Annotated in this window: 17 protein-coding genes and 1 tRNA gene; 6 read left to right on the plus strand and 12 right to left on the minus strand. The window is 73.4% G+C overall.

The window, feature by feature from the left end; genetic code table 11:
• Positions 1–16: 16 nt before the first annotated feature.
• From AC067J_RS21950 to AC067J_RS21960, 3 genes are read right to left on the minus strand one after another with little or no spacing between them, the layout of a single operon-like run.
• Positions 17–931: an ABC transporter permease gene (locus AC067J_RS21950; protein WP_478301633.1), complete on the minus strand. Its 915-nt coding sequence runs from the start codon at positions 929–931 to the stop codon at positions 17–19.
• Positions 918–1,937: an ABC transporter ATP-binding protein gene (locus tag AC067J_RS21955; protein ID WP_478301814.1), complete on the minus strand. Its 1,020-nt coding sequence runs from the start codon at positions 1,935–1,937 to the stop codon at positions 918–920. Before AC067J_RS21955 ends, AC067J_RS21950 begins: the two co-directional genes overlap by 14 nt.
• Positions 1,938–1,994: 57 nt before the next feature.
• A complete protein-coding gene (locus tag AC067J_RS21960; protein ID WP_478301635.1) occupies positions 1,995–3,296 on the minus strand; it encodes a LolA family protein in 1,302 nt (433 codons plus the stop codon).
• Positions 3,297–3,486: 190 nt separating this feature from the next.
• Between AC067J_RS21960 and AC067J_RS21965 the strand changes: the two genes are divergently transcribed.
• On the plus strand, positions 3,487–6,072 hold the full coding sequence (locus AC067J_RS21965) for a bifunctional FO biosynthesis protein CofGH (RefSeq protein ID WP_478301636.1): 2,586 nt from the start codon (positions 3,487–3,489) through the stop codon (positions 6,070–6,072).
• Between the two features lie 22 nt (positions 6,073–6,094).
• On the opposite strand, the gene AC067J_RS21970 is transcribed toward AC067J_RS21965, so the two are convergent.
• Entirely contained in the window at positions 6,095–7,207 is a 1,113-nt protein-coding gene (locus AC067J_RS21970) for a tyrosine-protein phosphatase (RefSeq protein WP_478301638.1), read from the minus strand.
• Positions 7,208–7,398: 191 nt separating this feature from the next.
• On the opposite strand from AC067J_RS21970, the gene AC067J_RS21975 reads away from it, so the two are divergent.
• Positions 7,399–8,514 (plus strand): ADP-ribosylglycohydrolase family protein, encoded by a 1,116-nt coding sequence (locus tag AC067J_RS21975; protein WP_478301640.1) that lies wholly within the window; start codon positions 7,399–7,401, stop codon positions 8,512–8,514.
• A 178-nt stretch (positions 8,515–8,692) separates the two neighbouring features.
• Here AC067J_RS21975 and AC067J_RS21980 read toward each other — a convergent pair whose 3' ends face one another.
• From AC067J_RS21980 to AC067J_RS21990, 3 genes are all read right to left on the minus strand, one after another.
• Positions 8,693–8,902: a DUF397 domain-containing protein gene (locus tag AC067J_RS21980; RefSeq protein ID WP_478301642.1), complete on the minus strand. Its 210-nt coding sequence runs from the start codon at positions 8,900–8,902 to the stop codon at positions 8,693–8,695.
• On the minus strand, positions 8,899–9,762 hold the full coding sequence (locus AC067J_RS21985) for a helix-turn-helix domain-containing protein (protein ID WP_478301644.1): 864 nt from the start codon (positions 9,760–9,762) through the stop codon (positions 8,899–8,901). Before AC067J_RS21985 ends, AC067J_RS21980 begins: the two co-directional genes overlap by 4 nt.
• Before the next feature lie 569 nt (positions 9,763–10,331).
• Positions 10,332–11,087, minus strand: coding sequence for a GOLPH3/VPS74 family protein (locus tag AC067J_RS21990; RefSeq protein ID WP_478301646.1), 756 nt, complete (start codon positions 11,085–11,087; stop codon positions 10,332–10,334).
• Positions 11,088–11,386: 299 nt separating this feature from the next.
• Here AC067J_RS21990 and AC067J_RS21995 point away from each other — a divergent pair, with 299 nt between their 5' ends.
• A complete protein-coding gene (locus AC067J_RS21995) occupies positions 11,387–13,750 on the plus strand; it encodes a hypothetical protein (protein ID WP_478301649.1) in 2,364 nt (787 codons plus the stop codon).
• 90 nt (positions 13,751–13,840) lie between these two features.
• Here the strand turns inward: AC067J_RS21995 and AC067J_RS22000 are convergent, their stop codons facing one another.
• Complete coding sequence (locus AC067J_RS22000) at positions 13,841–14,743, minus strand: YhjD/YihY/BrkB family envelope integrity protein (RefSeq protein ID WP_478301651.1); 903 nt, start codon at positions 14,741–14,743, stop codon at positions 13,841–13,843.
• 339 nt (positions 14,744–15,082) lie between these two features.
• Here AC067J_RS22000 and AC067J_RS22005 point away from each other — a divergent pair.
• Positions 15,083–15,155 (plus strand) — tRNA-Arg (locus AC067J_RS22005).
• Between the two features lie 64 nt (positions 15,156–15,219).
• Here AC067J_RS22005 and AC067J_RS22010 read toward each other — a convergent pair.
• Positions 15,220–15,345 carry a hypothetical protein gene (locus tag AC067J_RS22010; protein WP_478301653.1) on the minus strand — a complete coding sequence of 42 codons (126 nt, stop codon included), beginning with the start codon at positions 15,343–15,345 and terminating at the stop codon, positions 15,220–15,222.
• Positions 15,346–16,353: 1,008 nt separating this feature from the next.
• Complete coding sequence (locus AC067J_RS22015) at positions 16,354–17,226, minus strand: phosphatase PAP2 family protein (RefSeq protein WP_478301655.1); 873 nt, start codon at positions 17,224–17,226, stop codon at positions 16,354–16,356.
• A gap of 427 nt (positions 17,227–17,653) precedes the next feature.
• Here AC067J_RS22015 and AC067J_RS22020 point away from each other — a divergent pair, with 427 nt between their 5' ends.
• A complete protein-coding gene (locus tag AC067J_RS22020; protein WP_478301656.1) occupies positions 17,654–18,625 on the plus strand; it encodes a sigma-70 family RNA polymerase sigma factor in 972 nt (323 codons plus the stop codon).
• Positions 18,626–18,776: 151 nt separating this feature from the next.
• Positions 18,777–19,103: a hypothetical protein gene (locus AC067J_RS22025; protein ID WP_478301658.1), complete on the plus strand. Its 327-nt coding sequence runs from the start codon at positions 18,777–18,779 to the stop codon at positions 19,101–19,103.
• Between the two features lie 28 nt (positions 19,104–19,131).
• Here the strand turns inward: AC067J_RS22025 and mscL are convergent, their stop codons facing one another.
• Positions 19,132–19,551, minus strand: a complete 420-nt coding sequence (mscL, locus tag AC067J_RS22030; RefSeq protein WP_478301659.1) for a large conductance mechanosensitive channel protein MscL — start codon at positions 19,549–19,551, stop codon at positions 19,132–19,134.
• 636 nt (positions 19,552–20,187) lie between these two features.
• The gene (locus AC067J_RS22035; RefSeq protein ID WP_478301660.1) at positions 20,188–20,487 is read right to left on the minus strand and encodes an FmdB family zinc ribbon protein; all 300 of its coding nucleotides are present in this window, start codon (positions 20,485–20,487) and stop codon (positions 20,188–20,190) included.
• Positions 20,488–20,571: the final 84 nt, after the last annotated feature.

Below are 20,571 nucleotides of genomic sequence, written 5' to 3' on the forward strand. Positions count from 1 at the left end.
AGCGCCCCGGACCGGCTCAGGCCGTGATGTCCCGCGCGGTGAACCGGGACCACGCCGCCGAACCGAACACCGCCACGTAGGCGGCCTGCAGCCCGAGGTTCTTCAGGACCCCGTCCCAGTACATCGGCTCCCTCAGCAGGTCGCCGAAGGTGAGCCAGTGGTGGGTGAAGAGGAACGGCTGGATCGCGTGCAGCTGCGGGAAGCTGTCCAGGATCTGCACGGTGATCACCAGTCCGACGGTGGCCGCCATCGCGGCGATGCCGCTGCCGGTGAGCGTCGAGACGAACAGGCCGATCGCGACCAGCCCGGCCAGCGAGGCGGCCACCACCAGGGCCACCAGGACCGCCCGCAGCAGTGCCGAGCCCAGCCCGATGGTCTCCCCGGAGATCAGCGTGACGTCGCCGACCGGGAACAGCGCCGCCCCGGTGATCACCGCCGCCAGTGCCACCGTCGCGGTGGCCGCCAGGCAGAAGGCCAGCCCGGCGGTGAACTTGGCGGCCAGCAGCCTGGTCCGCCCGGCCGGGGCGACCAGCAGGTAGCGCAGGGTGCCGGTGGCCGACTCGCCGGCCACCGAGTCCCCGGCGACCACGCCGACCGTCATCGGCAGGAAGACGGGCAGCGCCACGGCGAGCGCCGTGAACACCAGGAACAGGCCGTTCTGGGTGACCTGTGCGATGAAGGCCGGACCCTCGCCGCCCTGCGCCCCGTCCGTCTCGATCTTGACGACCGTGCCGATCAGGACCGGCAGCACGGCCAGGATCCCCAGCAGCACGATGGTCCGCACCCGGCGGAAGGTCAGCACCAGTTCGCTGCGGAACAGCGCCAGGAACCCGGCCGTCGTCTGCGCCCTGCGCCCCGGCACCGCGGCCCCGGTTCCGGCCGCCGCCGTCCGGGCAGCCCCGGCCGTCTCCAGCGCCTCAGCCCGCGACATCGAAGCCCTCCCCGGTCAGCGCCACGAAGGCGTCCTCCAACGTGCCCCGTTCCACCCCGAAGCCGTGGATCCGCACCTCGGCCGCGACCAGCGCCGCACAGAGCCCGGGCAGCGCGTCCTCGGCCAGGGTGCCGAGCTCGGCGTCGACCCGCTCCTCGCCGACCTGGACCTCGGTGACCTTGTGGGCGAGCAGCACCTCCGCGGCCCGGTGGGCGTCCGGGGTCCGGACCACCAGTCGGCCGCGGGCCCGGGCGGCGAGCTCGGCGACGGTGCCCTGCACCACCAGCCGGCCGCGCGACATCACCGCGGCGTGCGTGCAGACCTGCTCGATCTCGTCCAGCAGGTGCGAGGAGAGGAAGACCGTCGTCCCCTCCGCCGCGACCTCCCGGATCAGCGCCCGGATCTCCCGCATGCCCTGCGGGTCCAGGCCGTTGGTCGGTTCGTCCAGGACGAGCAGTTCGCGCGGCTGGAGCAGGGCCGACGCGAGGCCGAGCCGCTGCTTCATGCCCAGCGAGTAGGCCCGGGCCTTCTTGCCGGCGGCGGCGGTCAGCCCGACCCGGTCCAGGGCCTCGGTCACCCGCTGCTGCCGGGTGCGCGGGTCGGCGGTCGGATCGGCGGCGTCGAACCGGGCCAGGTTGTCCCGGCCGGAGAGGAAGCCGTACAGCGCCGGCCCCTCGATGAGCGCGCCGACCCGGGGGAGCACGGTGGAGACCGACTGCGGCATCGACTCGCCGAGCACGGTCGCCACGCCGGAACTGGGGGCGATCAGGCCCATCAGCATCCGGATCGTGGTGGTCTTGCCGGAACCGTTGGGCCCGAGGAAGCCGAAGACCGAGCCCCGGGGGACGGTCAGGTCCAGCCCGTCCACGGCGAGCTGGCCGCCGCGGAACCGCTTGGTCAACCCTCTGGTTCTGATCACGTCGTCGGAGGACGGGGAAGACGCGGACGAGGAGGAGGACGGGGAGGTCGGGGCGGGCGAAGCGGCAACGGGGGCCGGGCGCGTGATCGCGCCCCGGCCCCCGGCCGGCTCCGTAACGTCCCCCGTTACCGGAGCCTGGGTCACTTACTTCACCCCGGCCGCACTCTGCAGCACCGGCAGGGTCACCGCGCCCGCGAAGACCCGGCCGTCGTCGGTGACCAGCACGTTCAGCACCTTGGTGCTGATCAGCGAGCCGCCCTCGACCGGCTTGCCGAGCGACTTGACCAGCGCCAGCGGGTTCTGCGCCTTGCCCTCGCCGGCGCCCGGGCCGTGCCCGCCCTTGCCGCGCGGGCCCCTGCCCTCGGCCGGGACGAACACGTCACCGCTGGGCAGCTTGGTGGAGAGCACCGCCGTCCAGCCCTCGCCGACCACGTTCAGACCCTCCGCGGCGGCCGCGGCCTCCGGGGAGACCTCGGCCTTCGCGCCGTCGGCCGCCCGAGCCTCCGGCGCCTTCTGCTCCGTCACCTTGGCGCCCTTGGGCACGGTGAACTCGAAGGTCTTGGCCGCGGGCTTGGCGAACGACACGTCCGTGAAGTGGACGTCCAGCACGGTGCCGCCGTCGGAACCCTTGACCACCACGGCCAGCGGCACGCCGTTGTCGGCGGCCACCGCGATCCGCACCTCGCCGATGGTCGAGCCGGGCTGGGTGGGTTTCACGCTCAGCTGGTACGCCTTCTGCCCGGCCACGCTCGCGGTGCCGTCCACGGTCACGGCGGTGGTGCCCGCGCCCGCGGTGAGGAACTGCCGGGCCGCCTCCTGCGGGGTGGTCGGCACCCCGGTCAGCGGTGCCTTCTCCTCGTGGCCGGCGCCCGGGCGGCCGGTCCGGCCGTCGGACCCGACCCCGCTCAGGTGGACCGCCTCGTTGGTGGAGCTGTCCCAGGCCCAGGCCTGGTCGCCGTTGCGGACCAGCTCGTACCCGGAGAGGTGCTCCAGGAGGCCGACCCGCTGCTTGTCCGGACCGTCCACCGCGACCCGCAGGGTGTGCTCGCCGCCCAGCAGGCCGGTGAGCTTGGACTCCGGCGAGGCTCCGGACGGCTTGCCGCCGCCGGGGCCGCCCGAGCCGATCCCGCCGGCCGCCGCGCCGAGCAGCTGGCTCGGCACGCCCAGGTCGGCCGAGACCGACACGGTGCCGGAGAGCGTCTCGGCCTGCGAGCCGAGCGCCTTCGCCACCACCTGTTCCGCCGTCAGTGCGGGGAGGTCCGGGGGCGAGGAGTCCGCCAGCGCCGGTACCAGCCCCACCCCGGCGGCGATCGTCGCGACCACCGCCAGCGGCACCGCCACCCGGATCATCGTCCGGCGGCCGGACCGGTACGGCACGCCCTCCCGGAGTCCGCCCCGGACCCCGTCCGCCGAACCACCCGCCGCGGTCGTCCTGTCGTCCGTCATCACGTCCAACCCCTCCGTCAGTGACCGACTGTCCCTGTGTCTCCATTAGACGGCCGCGGGCCGTTCCCGTCATCGCCCTGCAGGGCCAGATCCGGGTCGGTCTCGCGGAGCAGCCGACCCTGATCGCACCTCAGGGTCGGCTCCTCCGAACGTACGAGGAACGTACGAGAACTGGCGTAGGGTCGCGGGCATGGACGCAACCAACATCCCGACCGCGAACGCGATGCGGCGAGCCCTGCGCCGGGCCCGGGACGGTGTCGCGCTGGACGCGACCGAGGCGGCGGTACTCCTCCGGGCCAGGGGCGAGGACCTGCGCGACCTGTGCGCGAGCGCCGCCCGGGTGCGCGACGCGGGCCTCGAAGCGGCCGGCCGTCCCGGCGTCATCACCTACTCCAGGAGCGTGTTCATCCCGCTCACCCGGCTCTGCCGGGACAAGTGCCACTACTGCACCTTCGTGACCGTCCCCGGCAAGCTCCGCCGGGCCGGCCACGGGATGTTCATGTCCCCGGACGAGGTGCTGGAGGTCGCCCGCCGGGGCGCCGAGCTCGGCTGCAAGGAAGCGCTGATCACCCTCGGCGACAAGCCCGAGGACCGCTGGCCGGAGGCGCGCGAGTGGCTCGACGCGCACGGCTACGACGACACCATCGCCTACGTCCGCGCGATGTCGATCCGCATCCTGGAGGAGACCGGGCTGCTCCCGCACCTCAACCCCGGGGTGCTGAGCTGGACCGACTTCCAGCGCCTGAAGCCGGTCTCGGCCTCGATGGGCATGATGCTGGAGACCACCGCCACCCGGCTCTGGAGCGAGCCCGGCGGCCCGCACCACGGCTCGCCCGACAAGGAGCCGGCCGTCCGGCTGCGGGTGCTGGAGGACGCCGGCCGCAGCTCGGTCCCCTTCACCAGCGGCCTGCTGATCGGCATCGGCGAGACGTACGAGGAGCGCGCCGAGTCGCTGTTCGCGCTGCGCCGCGTCTCCCGGGCGTACCACGGCATCCAGGAGCTGATCCTGCAGAACTTCCGCGCCAAGCCGGACACCGCGATGCGCGGCATGCCGGACGCGGAGCTGGACGAGCTGGTCGCCACCGTCGCGGTGGCCCGGCACATCATGGGCCCCTCCGCCTGCCTGCAGGCCCCGCCGAACCTGGTGGACGGCGAGTACGAGCGGCTGATCGGGGCCGGCATCGACGACTGGGGCGGCGTCTCGCCGCTGACCCCCGACCACGTCAACCCCGAGCGCCCCTGGCCGCAGATCGACCGGCTCGCCGAGCAGTCGGCGGCGGCCGGCTTCGAGCTGCGCGAGCGCCTCGCCGTCTACCCCGAGTACGTGCGGCACGGCGAGCCCTGGCTGGACCCGCGGGTGCTGCCGCACGTCCGGGCGCTCGCCGACCCGGAGACCGGTCTGGCCCGCCCGGACGCGGTGGTCACCGGGCACCCCTGGCAGGAGCCGGAGGACCTGCCGGAGTCGTACGGGCGCACCGACCTGCACAGCGCGATCGACACCGAGGGCCGGACCGGCGACCGCCGGGCCGACTTCGAGGACGTCTACGGCGACTGGGAGGTGCTGCGCGAGCAGGCCGCCGGTGTCCCGGGGCCCGGCGGGGCGCCGGAGCGCCTCGACGGCGACGTCCGGGCGGCGCTGGCGGTGGCCGCCGACGACCCGGAGAAGCTGACGGACGAGCAGGCGCTGGCCCTGTTCCACGCGGACGGCCCGGCGCTGGACGCGCTCTGCCGGATCGCCGACGCGGTGCGCCGCGACGCGGTCGGGGACGAGGTCACCTACTGCGTCACCCGGAACATCAACTTCACCAACGTCTGCTACACCGGCTGCCGGTTCTGCGCCTTCGCCCAGCGCCGCACCGACGCGGACGCGTACAGCCTCTCGCTGGACCAGGTGGCCGACCGGGCCGCGCAGGCCTGGGAGGTGGGTGCCACCGAGGTCTGCATGCAGGGCGGCATCCACCCGGATCTGCCCGGCACCGCCTACTTCGACATCGCGCGCGCGGTGAAGGAGCGGGTCCCCGGCATCCACGTGCACGCCTTCTCGCCGATGGAGGTGGTCAACGGCGCCACCCGGACCGGCCTCTCGATCCGCGACTGGCTGCAGCGGGCCAAGGAGTCCGGCCTGGACACCATCCCGGGCACGGCCGCCGAGATCCTGGACGACGAGGTCCGCTGGGTGCTCACCAAGGGCAAGCTGCCGGCCGCGACCTGGGTGGAGGTCGTCACCACCGCGCACGAGCTGGGCATCCGCTCCTCGTCCACGATGATGTACGGGCACGTGGACACCCCGGCGCACTGGCTCGGCCACCTGCGGCTGCTCGCCGGGATCCAGCAGCGCACCGGCGGCTTCACGGAGTTCGTGACGCTGCCGTTCATCCACACCAACGCCCCGGTCTACCTGGCCGGCATCGCCCGGCCGGGCCCCACCGCCCGGGACAACCGGGCGGTGGTCGCGATGGCCCGGCTGCTGCTCCACCCGCACATCCGCAACGTCCAGACCAGCTGGGTGAAGCTGGGCGCCGAGGGCGCGGCCGAGATGCTCCGCTCCGGCGCCAACGACCTGGGCGGCACGCTGATGGAGGAGACCATCTCGCGGATGGCCGGCTCGGCGTACGGCAGCTACAAGTCGGTCCGGGACCTGCAGGCGATCGCCGAGGCGGCGGGCCGCCCGCACCGGCAGCGCACCACCACCTACGGCGAGGTGCCGGCCGAGCGGCTGGCCGCCGCGCTCGCCTCGGACGGGCACCTGCCGGAGCTGCTGCCGCTGGTGGACTGACGCGCGGGCCGGGGGTCCGGTCTCAGCCGACGAGCAGCTGGCTGCGCAGGTCGCGCAGGTCCCGCTGGTCCAGGCCGAGGCCGGACCTCAGGTAGCCGTCGAAGGAGCCGAACCGCTTCCGCACCTCGTCGAAGCCGGCGTTCAGGTACTCGGGCCGCACGTCCAGCAGCGGCTTGTAGACCGCCTGGTAGGCGGGCGGCAGCTGGGCCAGGGTGGCGGCGATCTCGGCGGCCCGGTAGGTGTTGCTGGCCAGGTAGTCGGCCTCGACGGTCTCGCGCGGCACGCCGAGCGCGGTGAGCAGGGCGGCGGAGGCCCAGCCGGTGCGGTCCTTGCCGGCGGTGCAGTGGAACAGGACGTTCTCGTCGTTCCGCTCGACCAGGGAGTTCAGCACCGAGCGGTAGGCGGTCCGGGCGCTGTCGGCGGAGACCATGGTGCGCTCGGCGTCCACCATGGCCTGGACGGCGGCCTGCGGGGTGGTGACGTTGAACGCGCCGGTGTCGGCGACGCCGAGCACGTTGGCGGAGACGGTGGTGGCGCCGGCCGGGACGCGGTCCGGGGCGGCCTTCTGCTCGGCGGGGGTCCGCAGGTCGAAGACGGTGCGGACGCCGAGGCGGCGGAGCTTGGCGAGGTCCTGGTCGGTGAGCTTGGAGAGGTCGCCGGAGCGGTAGACGACGCCCGTCCGCACCCAGTGGCCGTCGGCGGTTCGGTAGCCGCCCGCGTCGCGGAAGTTGGGCGCGGAGGCGAGGTGCAGCGAGCGGTCGGCGATCACCAGCGGGGCGCCGCGGTCGGGGACGAGCTCGAAGTACCAGCGGTCGGCGGCGGGCAGACCGGTGATCGTCACGGTCGCGCTGCCGGCGCCCCCGGCGACGGCCTTGCGGTGGCGGATGTCCTCCGGGCCGGTGCCGGCGTAGACGGTCACGCTCCGGGCACCGGGGGCGGTCCAGGTGAGGCTGAAGCTCCCGTCAGCCTGCTGGGTGGCGGTGGCGGCGGTGAACGGGATGGCGCGGGCGCCGTGGTGGGCGGCGGCCGGGGCGGGGGAGCCGGCCGGCGCGGCGGCGGCGAGCACCGGGGTGCCGAGCGTCAGAGCGCAGGTCAGGGCGACGGCTGCGGTCAGGCGGGTGCGGGAGGTGGTCATGGCCCGGGACGGTAGGCAGCTCCGGGAGGCGACCCGTGGACGAGGCATGACGGGTCGGCAACATCGTGTTGAAGTGCTGGTGTTCCAGGGAGCCCGGCGACCCGTTCGGGCCTTCGAATACAGTGCGAGGGCGCGCGACCGGCCGTGCGTCGCGCGGTCCGCCCGCTTTCGGATGAAAGGCGCCCGTCGTGATGCCACTGTGGTCACGCGCACAGCAACAGGACTTCCGCAGTCGGGTGCGGGGCTGTCTGCTCGGCGGGGCGATCGGGGACGCGCTCGGCGCCGGCATCGAGTTCGACTCGCTGGAGAAGATCCGCGCGGCGCACGGCCCGCGCGGTGTGACCGGCTACGTCCCGGCGTACGGGCGGCTGGGCGCGGTCACCGACGACACCCAGATGGTGCTGTTCACCGTCGACGGCCTGATCCGCGCCCACATCCGGCGGGACACCGGCAGCTGGCACCCGCCCACCGACGTCCACCGCGCCTACCTGCGCTGGGCCGTCACCCAGCGGGACTGGGGGCCGGACGAACGCCGGGCGGACCTCGGCTGGCTGGGCCGGGAGGAGTGGCTGTACGCGCAGCGGGCACCCGGCCAGGCCTGCCTGTCCGGGCTCTCCGGCCCGGACGCCGACCGGCTGGGCACCCTGGAGGCGCCGAAGAACCCGCACTCCAAGGGGTGCGGCACGGTGATGCGGGCTGCGCCGTTCGGGCTGCTGACCACCTGGGAGCCGGGGCTGGTGTTCCAGCTGGCGGTGGAGTGCTCGGTGCTGACCCACGGCCACCCCACCGGCTACCTGTCGGCCGGTGCGCTGGCGGTGATCGTCCAGACCGTGGTCCGGGGCGGCACCCTGGAGGAGGGCGTCCACCTGGCGCTCGCCCTGCTCTCCGAGCGGCCGGGGCACGAGGAGACCACGGCGGCGCTGCGGGCCGCGCTGGACGCGGTGCGGGCCGGGGAGCCGTCCGCGGAACGGGTGGAGGCGCTGGGGGAGGGCTGGGTCGCCGAGGAGGCGCTGGCGATCGGGGTGTACTGCGCGCTGGTCGCGCACGACGTCCGGTCCGGACTGCTGCTGGCGGTGAACCACTCGGGGGACAGCGACTCCACCGGTGCGATCTGCGGCAACCTGCTGGGGGTGCTGCACGGTGACACCGCGCTGCCGCCCGGTCTGGTGGCGGGCCTGGAGGGGCGCGGGGCGCTGCTGGAGCTGGCCGACGACTTCGTCCTGGAACTGATGCACGGGCCGGAGCTGCACAGCGCGCAGACCCCGGAGGGCGCGGCCTGGTCGGCCCGCTACCCGGTGCTGGGCTGAGGCCGCCCGCCCGCTGGTCGGTCCGCTCGCCGGTCCTGGGCCGGTCCGCCGGCCACGTCCGGTCTTGACGGGGTCATGCCCCCGGACGCTCAGATGCCCGTAGCGGTGTCCGCCGCCCCGGGGGAGGGCGACGGACACCGCTACGGGCACCTGGGCCGAGAAACGGTGCGGGGCGAGGTCAGAACCCGCCGAACACCCCGGCTCCGGCGTCGGCGGCGAAGGCGCTCCAGGCCTCGGCGGAGAACCGCAGTTGCGGACCCTCCGGGTCCTTGGAGTCCCGGACCGCCACCGCGCCGGCGGCGGGCACCCGGATCTCCACACAGGCGCCGTTGCCGCCGCTGTGACTGCTCTTGTGCCAGGTCGTCCCGTTCTCGAAGGTGGTGCTCATCCGTGGTATCCCTCTTCAATCGTGGCTATCAGTGACCGGCTCTCCGCCACCCCGAGCGCGGCCGCCCGCAGGTGGTCGTAGAGACTGGTATAGCGGCGCACGTCGGCCTCCTTCTCCAGGTAGAGATCGCTCGTCACCCCTTCGAAGTAGACAACCGTGGAATCGGCTGACTCGGGGAACTCGAGCAGGGAGAATGTCCCGGTCATGCCGGGGTGGGCGCCGTGCGCGAACGGGATGACCTGGATGGTGATGTTGGGGCGCTGGCTCAGTTCCAGCATGTGCTTCAGCTGGTGGGCCATCACCTCGCGGCTGCCGACCTCCCGGCGGAGCACCGCCTCGTCTATGACGGTCCAGAGGCTGCCCAGCTGGTTCTCGCCGTGGACGCGGTCCTGGCGCTTCATCCGGACCTGGACCCGGCGCTGGACGGAGAGCGCGTCGGTGTCCGGCTGGGTGCCCTCGACCACGGCTTGCGCGTACTGCTCGGTCTGCAGGAGTCCGGGGACGAAGGAGGACTCGTAGGCGCGGATCGAGGAGGCCTCGGCCTCCAGGCCGATGTACACGCTGTAGGGGGTCGGCATGTCGTTGAAGTCGTGCCACCAGCCGCGCTGCCGGGACTCCCGGGCCATCTCCATCAGGCTGGCCCGCATCGCCTCGTCGGTGACGTTGTAGACGTCGCAGAGGTCGCGGACGTCCCGCTGGCTGATGGAGCGGCGGCCGTTCTCCAGTCGGCTGATCTTCGACTGGGAGACCATCAGGCGGCCGGCGACCTCCTCGGCCGTCATGCTGAGCCCCTCGCGGAGCTTGCGCAGCTCCGAGCCGAGGCGCCGGCGGCGCACCGTGGGATTGATGTTCGCGGACACGTCGGCCTCCGGTCGGACTTCTGGTGATCGTTGGAACGGCAGTCCTCGGAACACTGTGGAAATCGGGATCAACCCCCCTGACGTTGAGCAGCATGTCACCTTGGATCAGGTCGGCGCCGGGGAATCACAGGAGCGCAGTAGAACAGATCATCGGAAAAGCGCTTCGGTGAGACAGCGGACCCTCCGGAGTGGTAAGGCGGCTCCGCGGCCCGGTCCGGTGGTGCTGCGACGGCGGTGCGGACGTGGTGCGAACGCGGCACGGGGCCGCGCAGTTGCTGGTGGCACGTGCGGGGGCGATATGCGGCCGAGGTGCGGGCGGTGCTCTGCGGGGGTTCGGGCCGGGCCGGGTGGGGGTCGGACCGACCACGGGGACGGCGGAGGGGCGGTCGCCCGGCGACTTCCGTCGCGGGCGACCGCCCCTTCTCACTACCGGTTGCTCGGCGCCGCCGTACGGCGCGAGCGGTGCGGCGAGCGCCGCTCTGCGCGCTGGTGTGATCCCTGCGCGCGGGTGGTTCGCGTGCCGGTCCGGCGGCCGGGCGCACCCGGGTGGCCGGACCTGTTCCGTGGTGTCAGCGGACGCCGACGCGGGGGGCCGCGACCCGTCCGCCGGACCCGCGCCCGGACGCCGCGCGCTGGCCCGGTCGGCCACCGCTCGCGGCCGGTGCCGCGCCGCCGCTCTGGGCGGAACGGTTCTGCTGGCTCGGCAGGCCGTTCTGCACGTCCATCACGGCGTGCGCGACCATCCCGCCCAGCGGGTCGTACCGGATCAGGTCGCGCAGCCGGGACCGCGAGGACCGGCCCTCGTTGCCCGGATAGAGGTGCTTGCCCAGGCCCACCGAGTGCGCGAGCGCGGCGAGCGCCGCCGTCCGCGGGTCCGGCGGCACGCCGGTGCGGATCGCGGTGTCCAGCCGCTGTTTGATCGCGGCGTTGGTGCAGTCGTCGGACGCCTGGTAGCGCGTCGTCGGCAGCACCCCGCACACCTGGCCCGGCACGGCCGTGACCATGCCGCACCGTTCGAGGTGCGCCAGGTAGGTCTGCCGAAGCCCCAGCCGGGGCCCGCCGATCCAGTGCGCGGCGCGGACCGGACTGCCACGTCGTCGCAGCAGCTCCAGCGCGTGGTCGAGTGTCGGGTCGCCGGTCGGCCGTGGCAGCACCACGGCGATGCGGTCTCCCTCCGGAACGATCCGTCCGGCCAGGGACAGCTCGACGAGCTGGGCCCCGGCTAGTCCGAGGTCGAGGGTCTGCGGCTGCGCAGTGGTACCCGTGGCCGGGTCCAAAGCGAGCAGCAAGAGCTCCTCGGGAACAGTTCTGCGGCTCTTGCCCATCCAAGCCTCCCCGCGTGGATGGGAAACAGCGTGACGCCTCTCACACGGGCTTGTCGAGTACGCCTCCGAATCGTGACCTTGCGATCGAGCGGGGGAACCGGCCGTGGCGGGCCCGGCGTCTGACCGTTGAACAGGCCGCGGTGCGGCCGTGCCACGGTGATAACCGCCGGTCGGGCGGGGTGTGGGCGACCGGAATCGGTCGCCGGTGGCGGAGACTGTACAGGTACACGGGGCGGGGTACCGGCTTCCCGAAATCGGGTCTGCCGGTGCCCCGCCGGGCGTTGAGGAGGCTGGGTTACGTGGGCGAGTCCCCCGACAGGGTGCTGCGGGACGGCGAGCGGACGCGGGAACGGGACGGGGAACGGACCGGTGCCGGCGCGGCCGCGGAGGAGGGCGCCGTGGACACCGCGGGCGTGGACGGCACCGGTGCCGGCGGCGCCGCAGGGCCGACCGTGACCGGGGCCGCACCCGAGTCGGGCGAGCCCGTTCCGGCGCCCGGGGCCGACGTCGAGCCCGCGTCCCCGTCCGCGTCCGACACCACGTCCGATGCTGAGTCCGACGCCGCGCCCGCCTCCGCCTCCGAGCCCGACGCCGAGCGCGATTCCGGGTCCGCCTCCGGAGCGCCGGGCACGCCCCGGGCCGGCTCCACCGTGCAGCTCCGCGTCCGGGATGCGGACACCCGTACGACCATGCTGCGCCTGCCCTCGGACGAGGCGACCACCGCCCTGAGGCTGCCCGTGGACGACGCCACCACCGCGCTCCGCATGCCGGTCGAGGTGCACGGCTCCGACGGGAGCGGCGCCGGCCCGGACCGGGCCGAGTCGACACCTGGCCCGGCCGCGGCCGACCCGCGTCTCGCCATCCGGACGGGCGCCGAGGCCGCCGATGACAGCGCGCCCGCCGCCCCGGAGACCGAGCGGCCCGTGCCGGCGGAGAAGTTCGAGAAGCCGGATCACGCGGAGCGGACCCGGGCCCTGCGAGCCTTCCGCGCCCCCGCGCCCCCGGCCGTTCCCGGCTCCGGCACCACCCCCGGAACGGGCACCACCCCCGGAACGGGCACCGTCCCCGAGCCTCCGACGCCGCGCCCGCTGCCCGAGCCGACCCCCGTGCCGGAGCCGGTCCCCGAGCCGCACCCGGCGCCGCGACCCGTCCCCGAACCCGAGCCGACCCCCGGGCCGGAACCCCTGCCCGAGCCCGTCCCCGAGCCCGAGCCCGGGCCCGCTCCGGCCCCCGAACCGCTGCCCACGCCCGACCCGCGGCCGGTACCGCCCGCGCCGCCGCTGCCCAAGCCCGAGCCGCTCCCCACCGCGGCACCCCTTGCCACCGCGGCACCCCTCCCCGCTCCCGAGCCGGCCCGCGCCCCGGAACCGCAGCCGGCGCCGTCCCCGGAGTCGACCTCCGAGGCGATGGAGGTGCTGGCCGCACTCAGCGCCCGCCCGGTCTCGCCGCTGCGCCGCGCCCTCAAGCGGATCACCATCTGGACCCTCTTCCTGGCCGTCGTCCTCGGCGCGCTGGTGACCGCCCAGCTGCTCCGCCCGCTGCCGGACAGCAAGGTGAAGTTCACCGCCCAGGGCGGCTTCACCTTCGCCGGCGACCCGCTCGACCTGGCCTGGCCGGCCAAGGGCCAGTCGGCCGCCGAGGTGGTCGGCGTCGGCAGCCTGGGCAGCTCCGGACCGGAGACCCCGGCCTCGATCGCCAGCGTCACCAAGGTCATGAACGCCTACCTGATCCTCCAGTCGCACCCGCTCAAGAAGGGCGAGAGCGGCCCGAAGATCACCGTCGACAAGCAGGCCGCCCAGGAGTCCGGCAACGTCGACGAGTCCAGGGTCACCCTGATCGAGGGCCAGCAGCTCAGCCAGTACCAGGCCCTGGAGCTGCTGATGCTGCCGTCGGCCAACAACGTGGCCCGGCTGCTGGCCCGCTGGGACGCCGGCTCGGAGGACGCGTTCGTCAAGAAGATGAACGACACCGCCGCCAGGTTCGGCATGACCAACACGACCTACACCGACCCGGCGGGCTTCAGCCCGGACACCAAGAGCACCGCCAAGGACCAGCTCAAGCTGGCCGGGCAGGTGATGCAGGACGAGATCTTCCGGCAGATCGTCTCGACCCCGGACACCACCTTCAACAACCAGAAGGTCTCCAACACCAACACCCTGATCTCCCCGAAGAACGGCATCATCGGCGTCAAGACCGGCTCCAGCACCCCGGCCGGCGGCTGCCTGATGTGGGCCGCCTACAAGGAGATCGGCGGGGTGCGGCGGCTGATCCTCGGCGTCACCCTGGGCCAGCCGGCGACCACCGCCGAACCCAGCATCCTCAAGGTGGTCCAGAACGTCAGCGCCAAGCAGATCCAGGCCGCCCAGAACGGGCTGACCGGACAGAGCCTCGCCAAGCAGGGCGACGTGATCGGCCGGGTCGAGGACGGCCTCGGCGGCACCGTCCCGGTCGTCGCGGGCAAGGACCTCACGGTCGCCGGCTTCCCCGGCATCACCGCGACCCTCGTGCTGGACCCGCTGAAGGTCGGCCACCGGGCCAAGGCCGGCGACCCGGTCGGCGTGCTGCGCTCGGGCGACGGCGACAACCGGGTCGAGGTCCCCGTGCTGCTCCAGGCCGACCTGAACCCGCCGTCGATCGCCTCCCGGCTCACCCGCACCCTCTGAGCGACACCCCGGGCGGAGCGGGACCCACCCGCTCCGCCCGGGGTCCACCCGCTCCGCCCGGGGCCACCCGTTCCGCCCCGGGCCCCGGGTTCAGAACCGTGCCCCGCCCCAGTGACCGGGCTCGGTGCGCGATCCCAGCAGCTCCGCGACCATCTCCTCCTCGGACACCACCCGGCCCAGCGCGATCGCCAGCGTCAGCCCGGTGAACATGACGATCAGCCAGGAGAGCCCGGTGAAGACCACCCCGTACGGCCCGAACTGGCCGATGCTGCGGGTCATCGCACCCGGCAGGTAGACCCGCGAGGCCACCCCCAGGCCCACCACCACCGCCCCGCAGAGCAGCGACCCCGGCAGCAGCGGGAGCCAGCGCACCCGGGCGCCCAGCAGCAGGTGCTGCGTCCACCACCAGATCGCCGTCCCGCCCACGAAGGTCAGCGGGATCCCCAGCCAGGCACCCAGGCCGAAGCCGTCCCGGACCGGGGTCTGCAGCACCAGCGTGACCAGCCAGACCGCCAGCCAGACCAGCCAGCGCCAGGCCGCCACCCTCGTCCCCGACTTCGGCAGCTCCCAGCAGCGCTCGCAGACCCGCTGCATCGCCCGGCTCAGCGCCGTCGCCGACAGCAATGTCACCAGCGCGCCGAGGACCCCGAACCCGGCGTCCTGCTCGTGGCCGGTCCCGAGCAGCTGCTGGACCGACTGCGCCGCCTCGCCCTGCAGACCCAGCTCCTTGCGGAGCGACTGCACCACGCCGTCCCGGATCGCCGCCGGAGTGAAGACCGCCACCACGAACAGTGCGGGCAACGCGCTGAGGAAGGCCTGGGCGGCCAGCCGGGTCGCGCAGTCCAGCAGGTTGACCCGGAGCAGCTGGCGCACGGCCCTGCCCACCATCGGCACGTGCACGGGCAGCTCGCGCGCGTATCCGGCCAGCTCCGCCGACCGCACCTTCCACCGCGCCCTCCGCCGGGCCTTCCGGCCGGTCGGCTGCTCGCTCACGGGCTCGTCCTCCCGACCTGGTCACTGTGCACCATGGTCGCCCGGCCCCCGTGGGCACGCATCCGGGGCCGACGCGGCACCGGCCCGGTGCGCTCGTCCTACCCGACGAACACCGGGCGGGCCGGGCCGGGCGGGCAACGGGTAGGTAAGAGGAGACACCCGGTCCCGACACCGACCGGGCCCGCCCGCCGAGCGGCCCGCCCTCACCCCGCCCGCCCCCAGAGCCGGCCCCGGGATCCACCCGGACGACCTGACCCACCGTCGGCCCGCCCGTCCGCTCCACCCCCGCCCGGCCACTCCACCGCCTGCCGATCCGCTAGGCTGTCAGCGGTCATCCCCGCCTCAGTAGCTCAGGGGATAGAGCACGGCTCTCCTAAAGCCGGTGTCGCAGGTTCGAATCCTGCCTGGGGCACAGCACAGAACGCAGAAAAGGCCCAGGCCAGAGGGTGAATCCCTCCGACCTGGGCCTTTGCCTTTCAGTCCTGCTGGTCGCCCTGTGCCACGTCCGTGCCAGATCGCTCCGGAGGGGCGCCCTTCTCCAGCTTTTTCTGGACCATCCCGCCCATCCGGCCGGCGATGGCCCGGTCACGGTCGCCGGTCATGCGCTGGTAGACCGTGACCTTCGGCTGGCACGGCCTCAGCCCGGTACGCTCGCGGCGGACCGATTGTTCGGCAACTCCTCGACAACAACACCGCAGGTCATGAAGTGTCTGCCCCGCACGCGCGGGGATGGTCCCCGCGCGGCCCACTTCAGAACGTCCCGCAGCGAGTCTGCCCCGCACGCGCGGGGATGGTCCCAGTGCGTGCCGGCGGGTCTCGCCGCCCAGCACGTCTGCCCCGCACGCGCGGGGATGGTCCCGGCCGGTTCCTGGTGTCGCGCACGCCCAAGGGGTCTGCCCCGCACGCGCGGGGATGATCCCTGCGCGGGTATCGACCCCGCCATCTGCCTGATGTCGGCCCCGCGCGCGGGGATGGGGTTCGCCCTCACCGCCTCGCCGGGCAGCCTTCCGTGCCACAGCCGACCAGGACGGGCGGGAGGCCACGGGGAATTGTGGGCGGCGACGGTAAAGGCTTGGGGTGGAGCGCCGGCGCCACTTCGGCGCAGGTCGTAGCGCGTAGGCAACACCTGTGCTCCTTGAAGCCGGTGTCGCAGGTTCGAATCCTGTCTGGGGCACAGTCGGGCCCCGGCGGGAGACGTGAGAAGGGCCGGTGCACGAGGGCGATCCTCGGAGCCGGCCCTTCGTCGTCGGTGGGGTCGGCAGCGGGGTGGGGCGCCGACCGAAGCCGCCCCGTCCGCTTCCCCAGTGGCCGTGCTGCGGGGGCGTCAGAGGACCTGGGAAGGCCTTAAGGAGTACGTGGACCCTCGCCGGGCAGACGGGGAGGAGGAGAGGCCGCTCCGGGCTGCTCCTCTTGGCGCCCCAGGGCGCAGTCGCCTGCCGGGGCTGGTGGGCGCAGCTCGGTTGCCCGGCGCGAGTCGACCGGTTCGCCACCGTGCTCGACGGTCCCGCGGACGTCCGAGGGGCTCGACGCGATGCGCCGCGCGCGGCTGCTCACCGAGTCCGCCGATTCTGCCGGACCGCCGAAGGCCCCCTGGGGCGCCGCCGAGTAGATCACGGACGCCGGGATCGGGTACCTCGTGCCGGCCTGCGGCCGGGGTCCGCGGCGTCCGGGGGGAAGGGGGCGTCACGGATCATCTCGTCGGGGTGGCCGGTGGGCTCCTCGGCGTCCTGGGGGAGACCGGTGGGGGAGACGAGGACGCGCTGGACCCGGGGGCGGGTGCGCCAGTCGACCCGGCGGACGTCGCGGGCCAGGGCGCCGGGGCGGGAGAGTTCGATGACCACCGTGACGGAGCCGAGGACGATGCCGGCGGCGAGCCAGCCGGCGAGGACGTCGCTGGGCCAGTGGACGCCGAGGGCGACCCTGGTGAAGCCGATCGCCAGGACGGTGAAGGCGGCGACCGAGCACGCGGTGATCCGGCCTGCGCGGCGGACGCGGGGCCAGAGCAGGCCCACCAGGACGGCGCAGGTGATCGCTGAGGCCATCGCGTGGCCGGAGGGGAAGGCCGGGCCGCCGGCGTGCGAGACCGGATCGGAGAAGGCGGGCCGCACACGCCCGAAGGAGAGCTTCAGGACCCACAGGCCGCCCCAGCCGACCAGGGTCTGTGCTGCCACCCAGCCGGCCAGCACCCGGGCGCCGATCAGCCAGAGCCAGACCGCGACCACCCCGAGCACCGTGCGCATGGTGACGGTGCCGCCGATGTCGGAGAGCGTCTGCACCGCAGCGGTCCAGACGGTGTGCTCCGTGGCGTAGCGGTGCAGGCCGTCCACCAGCCCGTGGTCGAACCGGTCGAGCGGACGCCAGCGGGTCTGCACCAGGGCCGCCAGGACGGCGAACAGCGCGGCACAGCAGACCGCGAGTGCCGTGTGCCGGAGCAAGTGGCGATCACGCGGGGTGATGGTGGGCGAGCTGTTGGTCAGGTGCATGGCTGACACCTTCCCAGCCGGTCGTGCTGATCGAGCGCTGAGCCGATAGCGATTTGGCATCTTTTGTGCGGAGGACCTGCGTGCGCCGGGGGGCGGGCGCGACCCGCGCGGGAACGCGGGTGGCGGCCCGGGGGTTCACGGAAGGGGGCGGCGCGCGGGCGTGCGCCGCAGTGGTGCCGGAGAGTGTCCGGCGGCGCGGTGGGATCGCCCCGAAGCGGCACCTCGGGTGCTCGGCCGGTCACCCTCCGTTCAAGGGCGGGGTGAAATCCGGCAGGATACTGCATCGCCGGAAGAATCTGAGCGACTTGGGAATGTTGTCCGGATTCTGTTCGTTGGATCGTTACGTGTGAGGCCCCCCGGGGCCCCCACTTCTTGCCCTTTCCGGGCAGGCAGGCAGACCTCGGCAACACCAGCAAAGGGAGCAAGCATGGCCACCCGTGCCGTCGTTCGCGACAGGGCCGACCGGACTCGCGCGGCCCGCCCGACCAACCTTGAGGCCGACCGCGACTTGGTCGGCATGTACCTCGACGAGATCGCCAGGACGCCCCTGCTCGATGCCGCCGAGGAGGTCGAGCTCTCGCTGCGGATCGAGGCCGGCGTGTACGCCCAGCACCTGCTGGAGGAGGACGAGCTCCCCGAGGGAATGCAGCGCGAGGAGCTGGAGGCGATAGCCGAGGACGCCGAGCGCGCCAAGGACGTCTTCATCCGGTCCAACCTCCGCCTCGTGGTGGCCGTCGCCCGGCGCTACCCGCGCAGCGGGCTGCCGCTGCTGGACCTCATCCAGGAGGGCAACGCGGGTCTGGTGAGGGCGGTCGAGAAGTTCGACTACGCCAAGGGTTTCAAGTTCTCGACCTACGCCACCTGGTGGATCCGACAGGCGATCACCCGGTCGATCGCCGACCAGTCGCGCACGATCCGGCTGCCCGTCCACCTGGTGGAGGAGCTGGGCCGGATCCGGCGCGTGCAGCGGGAGAAGTCCAAGGAGCTGGGCCGGGAGGCCGACCCGTCCGAGATCGCGGCCGAGCTGGACACCACCGAGGCCCGGATCAAGGACGTGCTGGACTGGGCGCGCGACCCGGTCAGCCTGAACATGTCGGTCGACGACGAGGGCGAGACCCAGTTCGGCGACCTCGTCGAGGACACCGGCGCGACCTCCCCGGAGGACGCCGTGATGGTCATGCTCCGCCGCGAGGAGCTGGACGACCTGATCGGGCGGCTGGACGACCGTACGGCCTCGATCATCCGGTCGCGGTACGGGATGGAGGACGGCCGCGAGCGCACCCTGACCGAGGTGGGCAAGCAGCACGGACTGACCAGGGAGCGGATCCGCCAGATCGAGAAGCACGCGCTGGCCGAGCTGAAGAAGATCGCCGATCACGCGGGCTTCGAGGCGGCGTGACGGCCGGCGGTCGACGGCCGGAAGGAACGGGCACGGTGGGCCCGGTGCGGAGCGCTCCGCACCGGGCCCGCGTGCGTGCGGCGGCGGTTGTGAGGCGGGGGGGCTTCTAGGCTGTAGGGGCGGGCGGGGATCGGCGAGGACGGTGGACGGCATGGGTGACGGCGGCGGTGTGAGCGGCATGGACGGCGGGGACGGCTCGGTGGAGAAGGCGCAGACGGACGGAGCCGCGACGGACGGAGCCGCGACGGACGGAGCCGCGGCGGTCGGAACGCCGACGGGCGGGCGGGAGCCGGTGCAGGACGGCCGCGCCGGGGCCCGCCGGTCGGAGCGCGCCCGGCTGGTCTTCCGGGACCCGTTGGACCAGCAGTCCCGGGACGACACCGACGCCGGCTGGGGCAGTCGCCCGGGGGCGGGGGAGAGCGGTGGACGGGGGCTGGACTGGTACCTGAGCCAGCGCCCGCCGCACCACGGCGACTGACCGGCGGCCCGGCGCCGGCCGGTGCGCCTCAGCGGACCTGGGTGACCAGGGCGTCGCGGATCTCGGTCAGCAGGGTGACCTCCTTGGCCTCGGCCTCCGCCGCGATGTCCTCCGGCGTCTTGCGGTGGGCGGTGTACCTGGTCATCGGCAGGATGAGGCAGAAGTAGACGACGGCGGCGGTGATCAGGAACTGCAGGGCCGCGCTCAGCACGCTGCCCCAGAGGATGAGGATTCCGGACGTGACCTCACCGCCCGCGCCCAGCTCGCAGGGGCCCTTGAGGCAGGAGCTGTAGGACGCGAGGTCCCTGGCTCCGAACAAGCCGACGATCGGATTGATCACGCCCTTGACGAAGGCGTTGATGATGTTGGTGAAAGCGGCGCCGATGACCACGGCGACGGCCAGCTCGACGACATTTCCACGCAGCAGGAACTTTTTGAAGCCTTTCATGCCGCGTGAACGACGAAGTCGTTTTCCGGTTACGGGTGATCTTCGGCTCCCCCCGATTGACAACCCGTTCGGTGGGTGGGGGCCGCGTCCGGCGGGGGCAGGCCCGCTCGCGCGGGGCCGAAGGCGAGCGCCGCGGCCATGGCGAGCAGGAGGAGGGCCGGTCCCCCGGAGCGGTGCCGGAGCGCCTGCCGGAGCCGGTGTCCGCGCCCGGCTCCCCGTCTGATCGGCGGGAACGGCGGCACCGGCTGCCGCGGCGGGACACTCGGCGCGGGCAGCGGCGGGAGCGGGAGGGGGAGCGGGCGGGAGTGGCTTCTGGTCGGCACGGGCACCACCGGTGGTCGCAGGGTGCCGGCCCCGGCCGGGTCCGTTTCCGGTCGGCCTCGGGTCGGCTTCTCTTGACGCACACTCTGGGCCGCCCGCGCGACGGGTGGAAATCTTTTCCTCAGCCTGTGGACAACTCGGGGCTGTGGATAACGCGCATCCCCCGGACGTGTGAATTCATGGGCCGTTCGGGGGAGTGTCGTCAATCAGGGAATGCGAACGGCCCGCCGCACCCGCGTGTTTGCGGGTTCGACGGGCCGTTCGATGATCTGTTCCGGCAGTCCGGCAGTCCCGGTCCGGTCGCTGTCGCGGAGGTCAGCCTGCCGCGGGGGCCGGGCTCGCCGCAGGGGCGGAGCCGCCCGAGGACGAGGCCGTGGACGAGGACGACGAGGTCGACGTCGACGAGGTGGTGGACGAGCTCACCGAGCTGCTGGAGGAGGAGCGGCTGTCGGTCCGGTAGAAGCCGGAGCCCTTGAAGACCACGCCCACGGCGGAGAAGACCTTGCGAAGGCGTCCCTCGCAGTCGGGGCACGTGGTCAGCGGCTCGTCGGTGAACTTCTGCACCGCCTCCAGGCCGTTGCCGCACTCGGTGCACTGGTACTGGTACGTGGGCACTTGTCTTCCTCCTGGCACTCTCGCCTGATGAGTGCTAACGATGGTCAATGATGCGGCATTCCGCTGGATCAGTCCAGCGACTCG

This window comes from Kitasatospora sp. NPDC042419 (assembly GCF_056437345.1).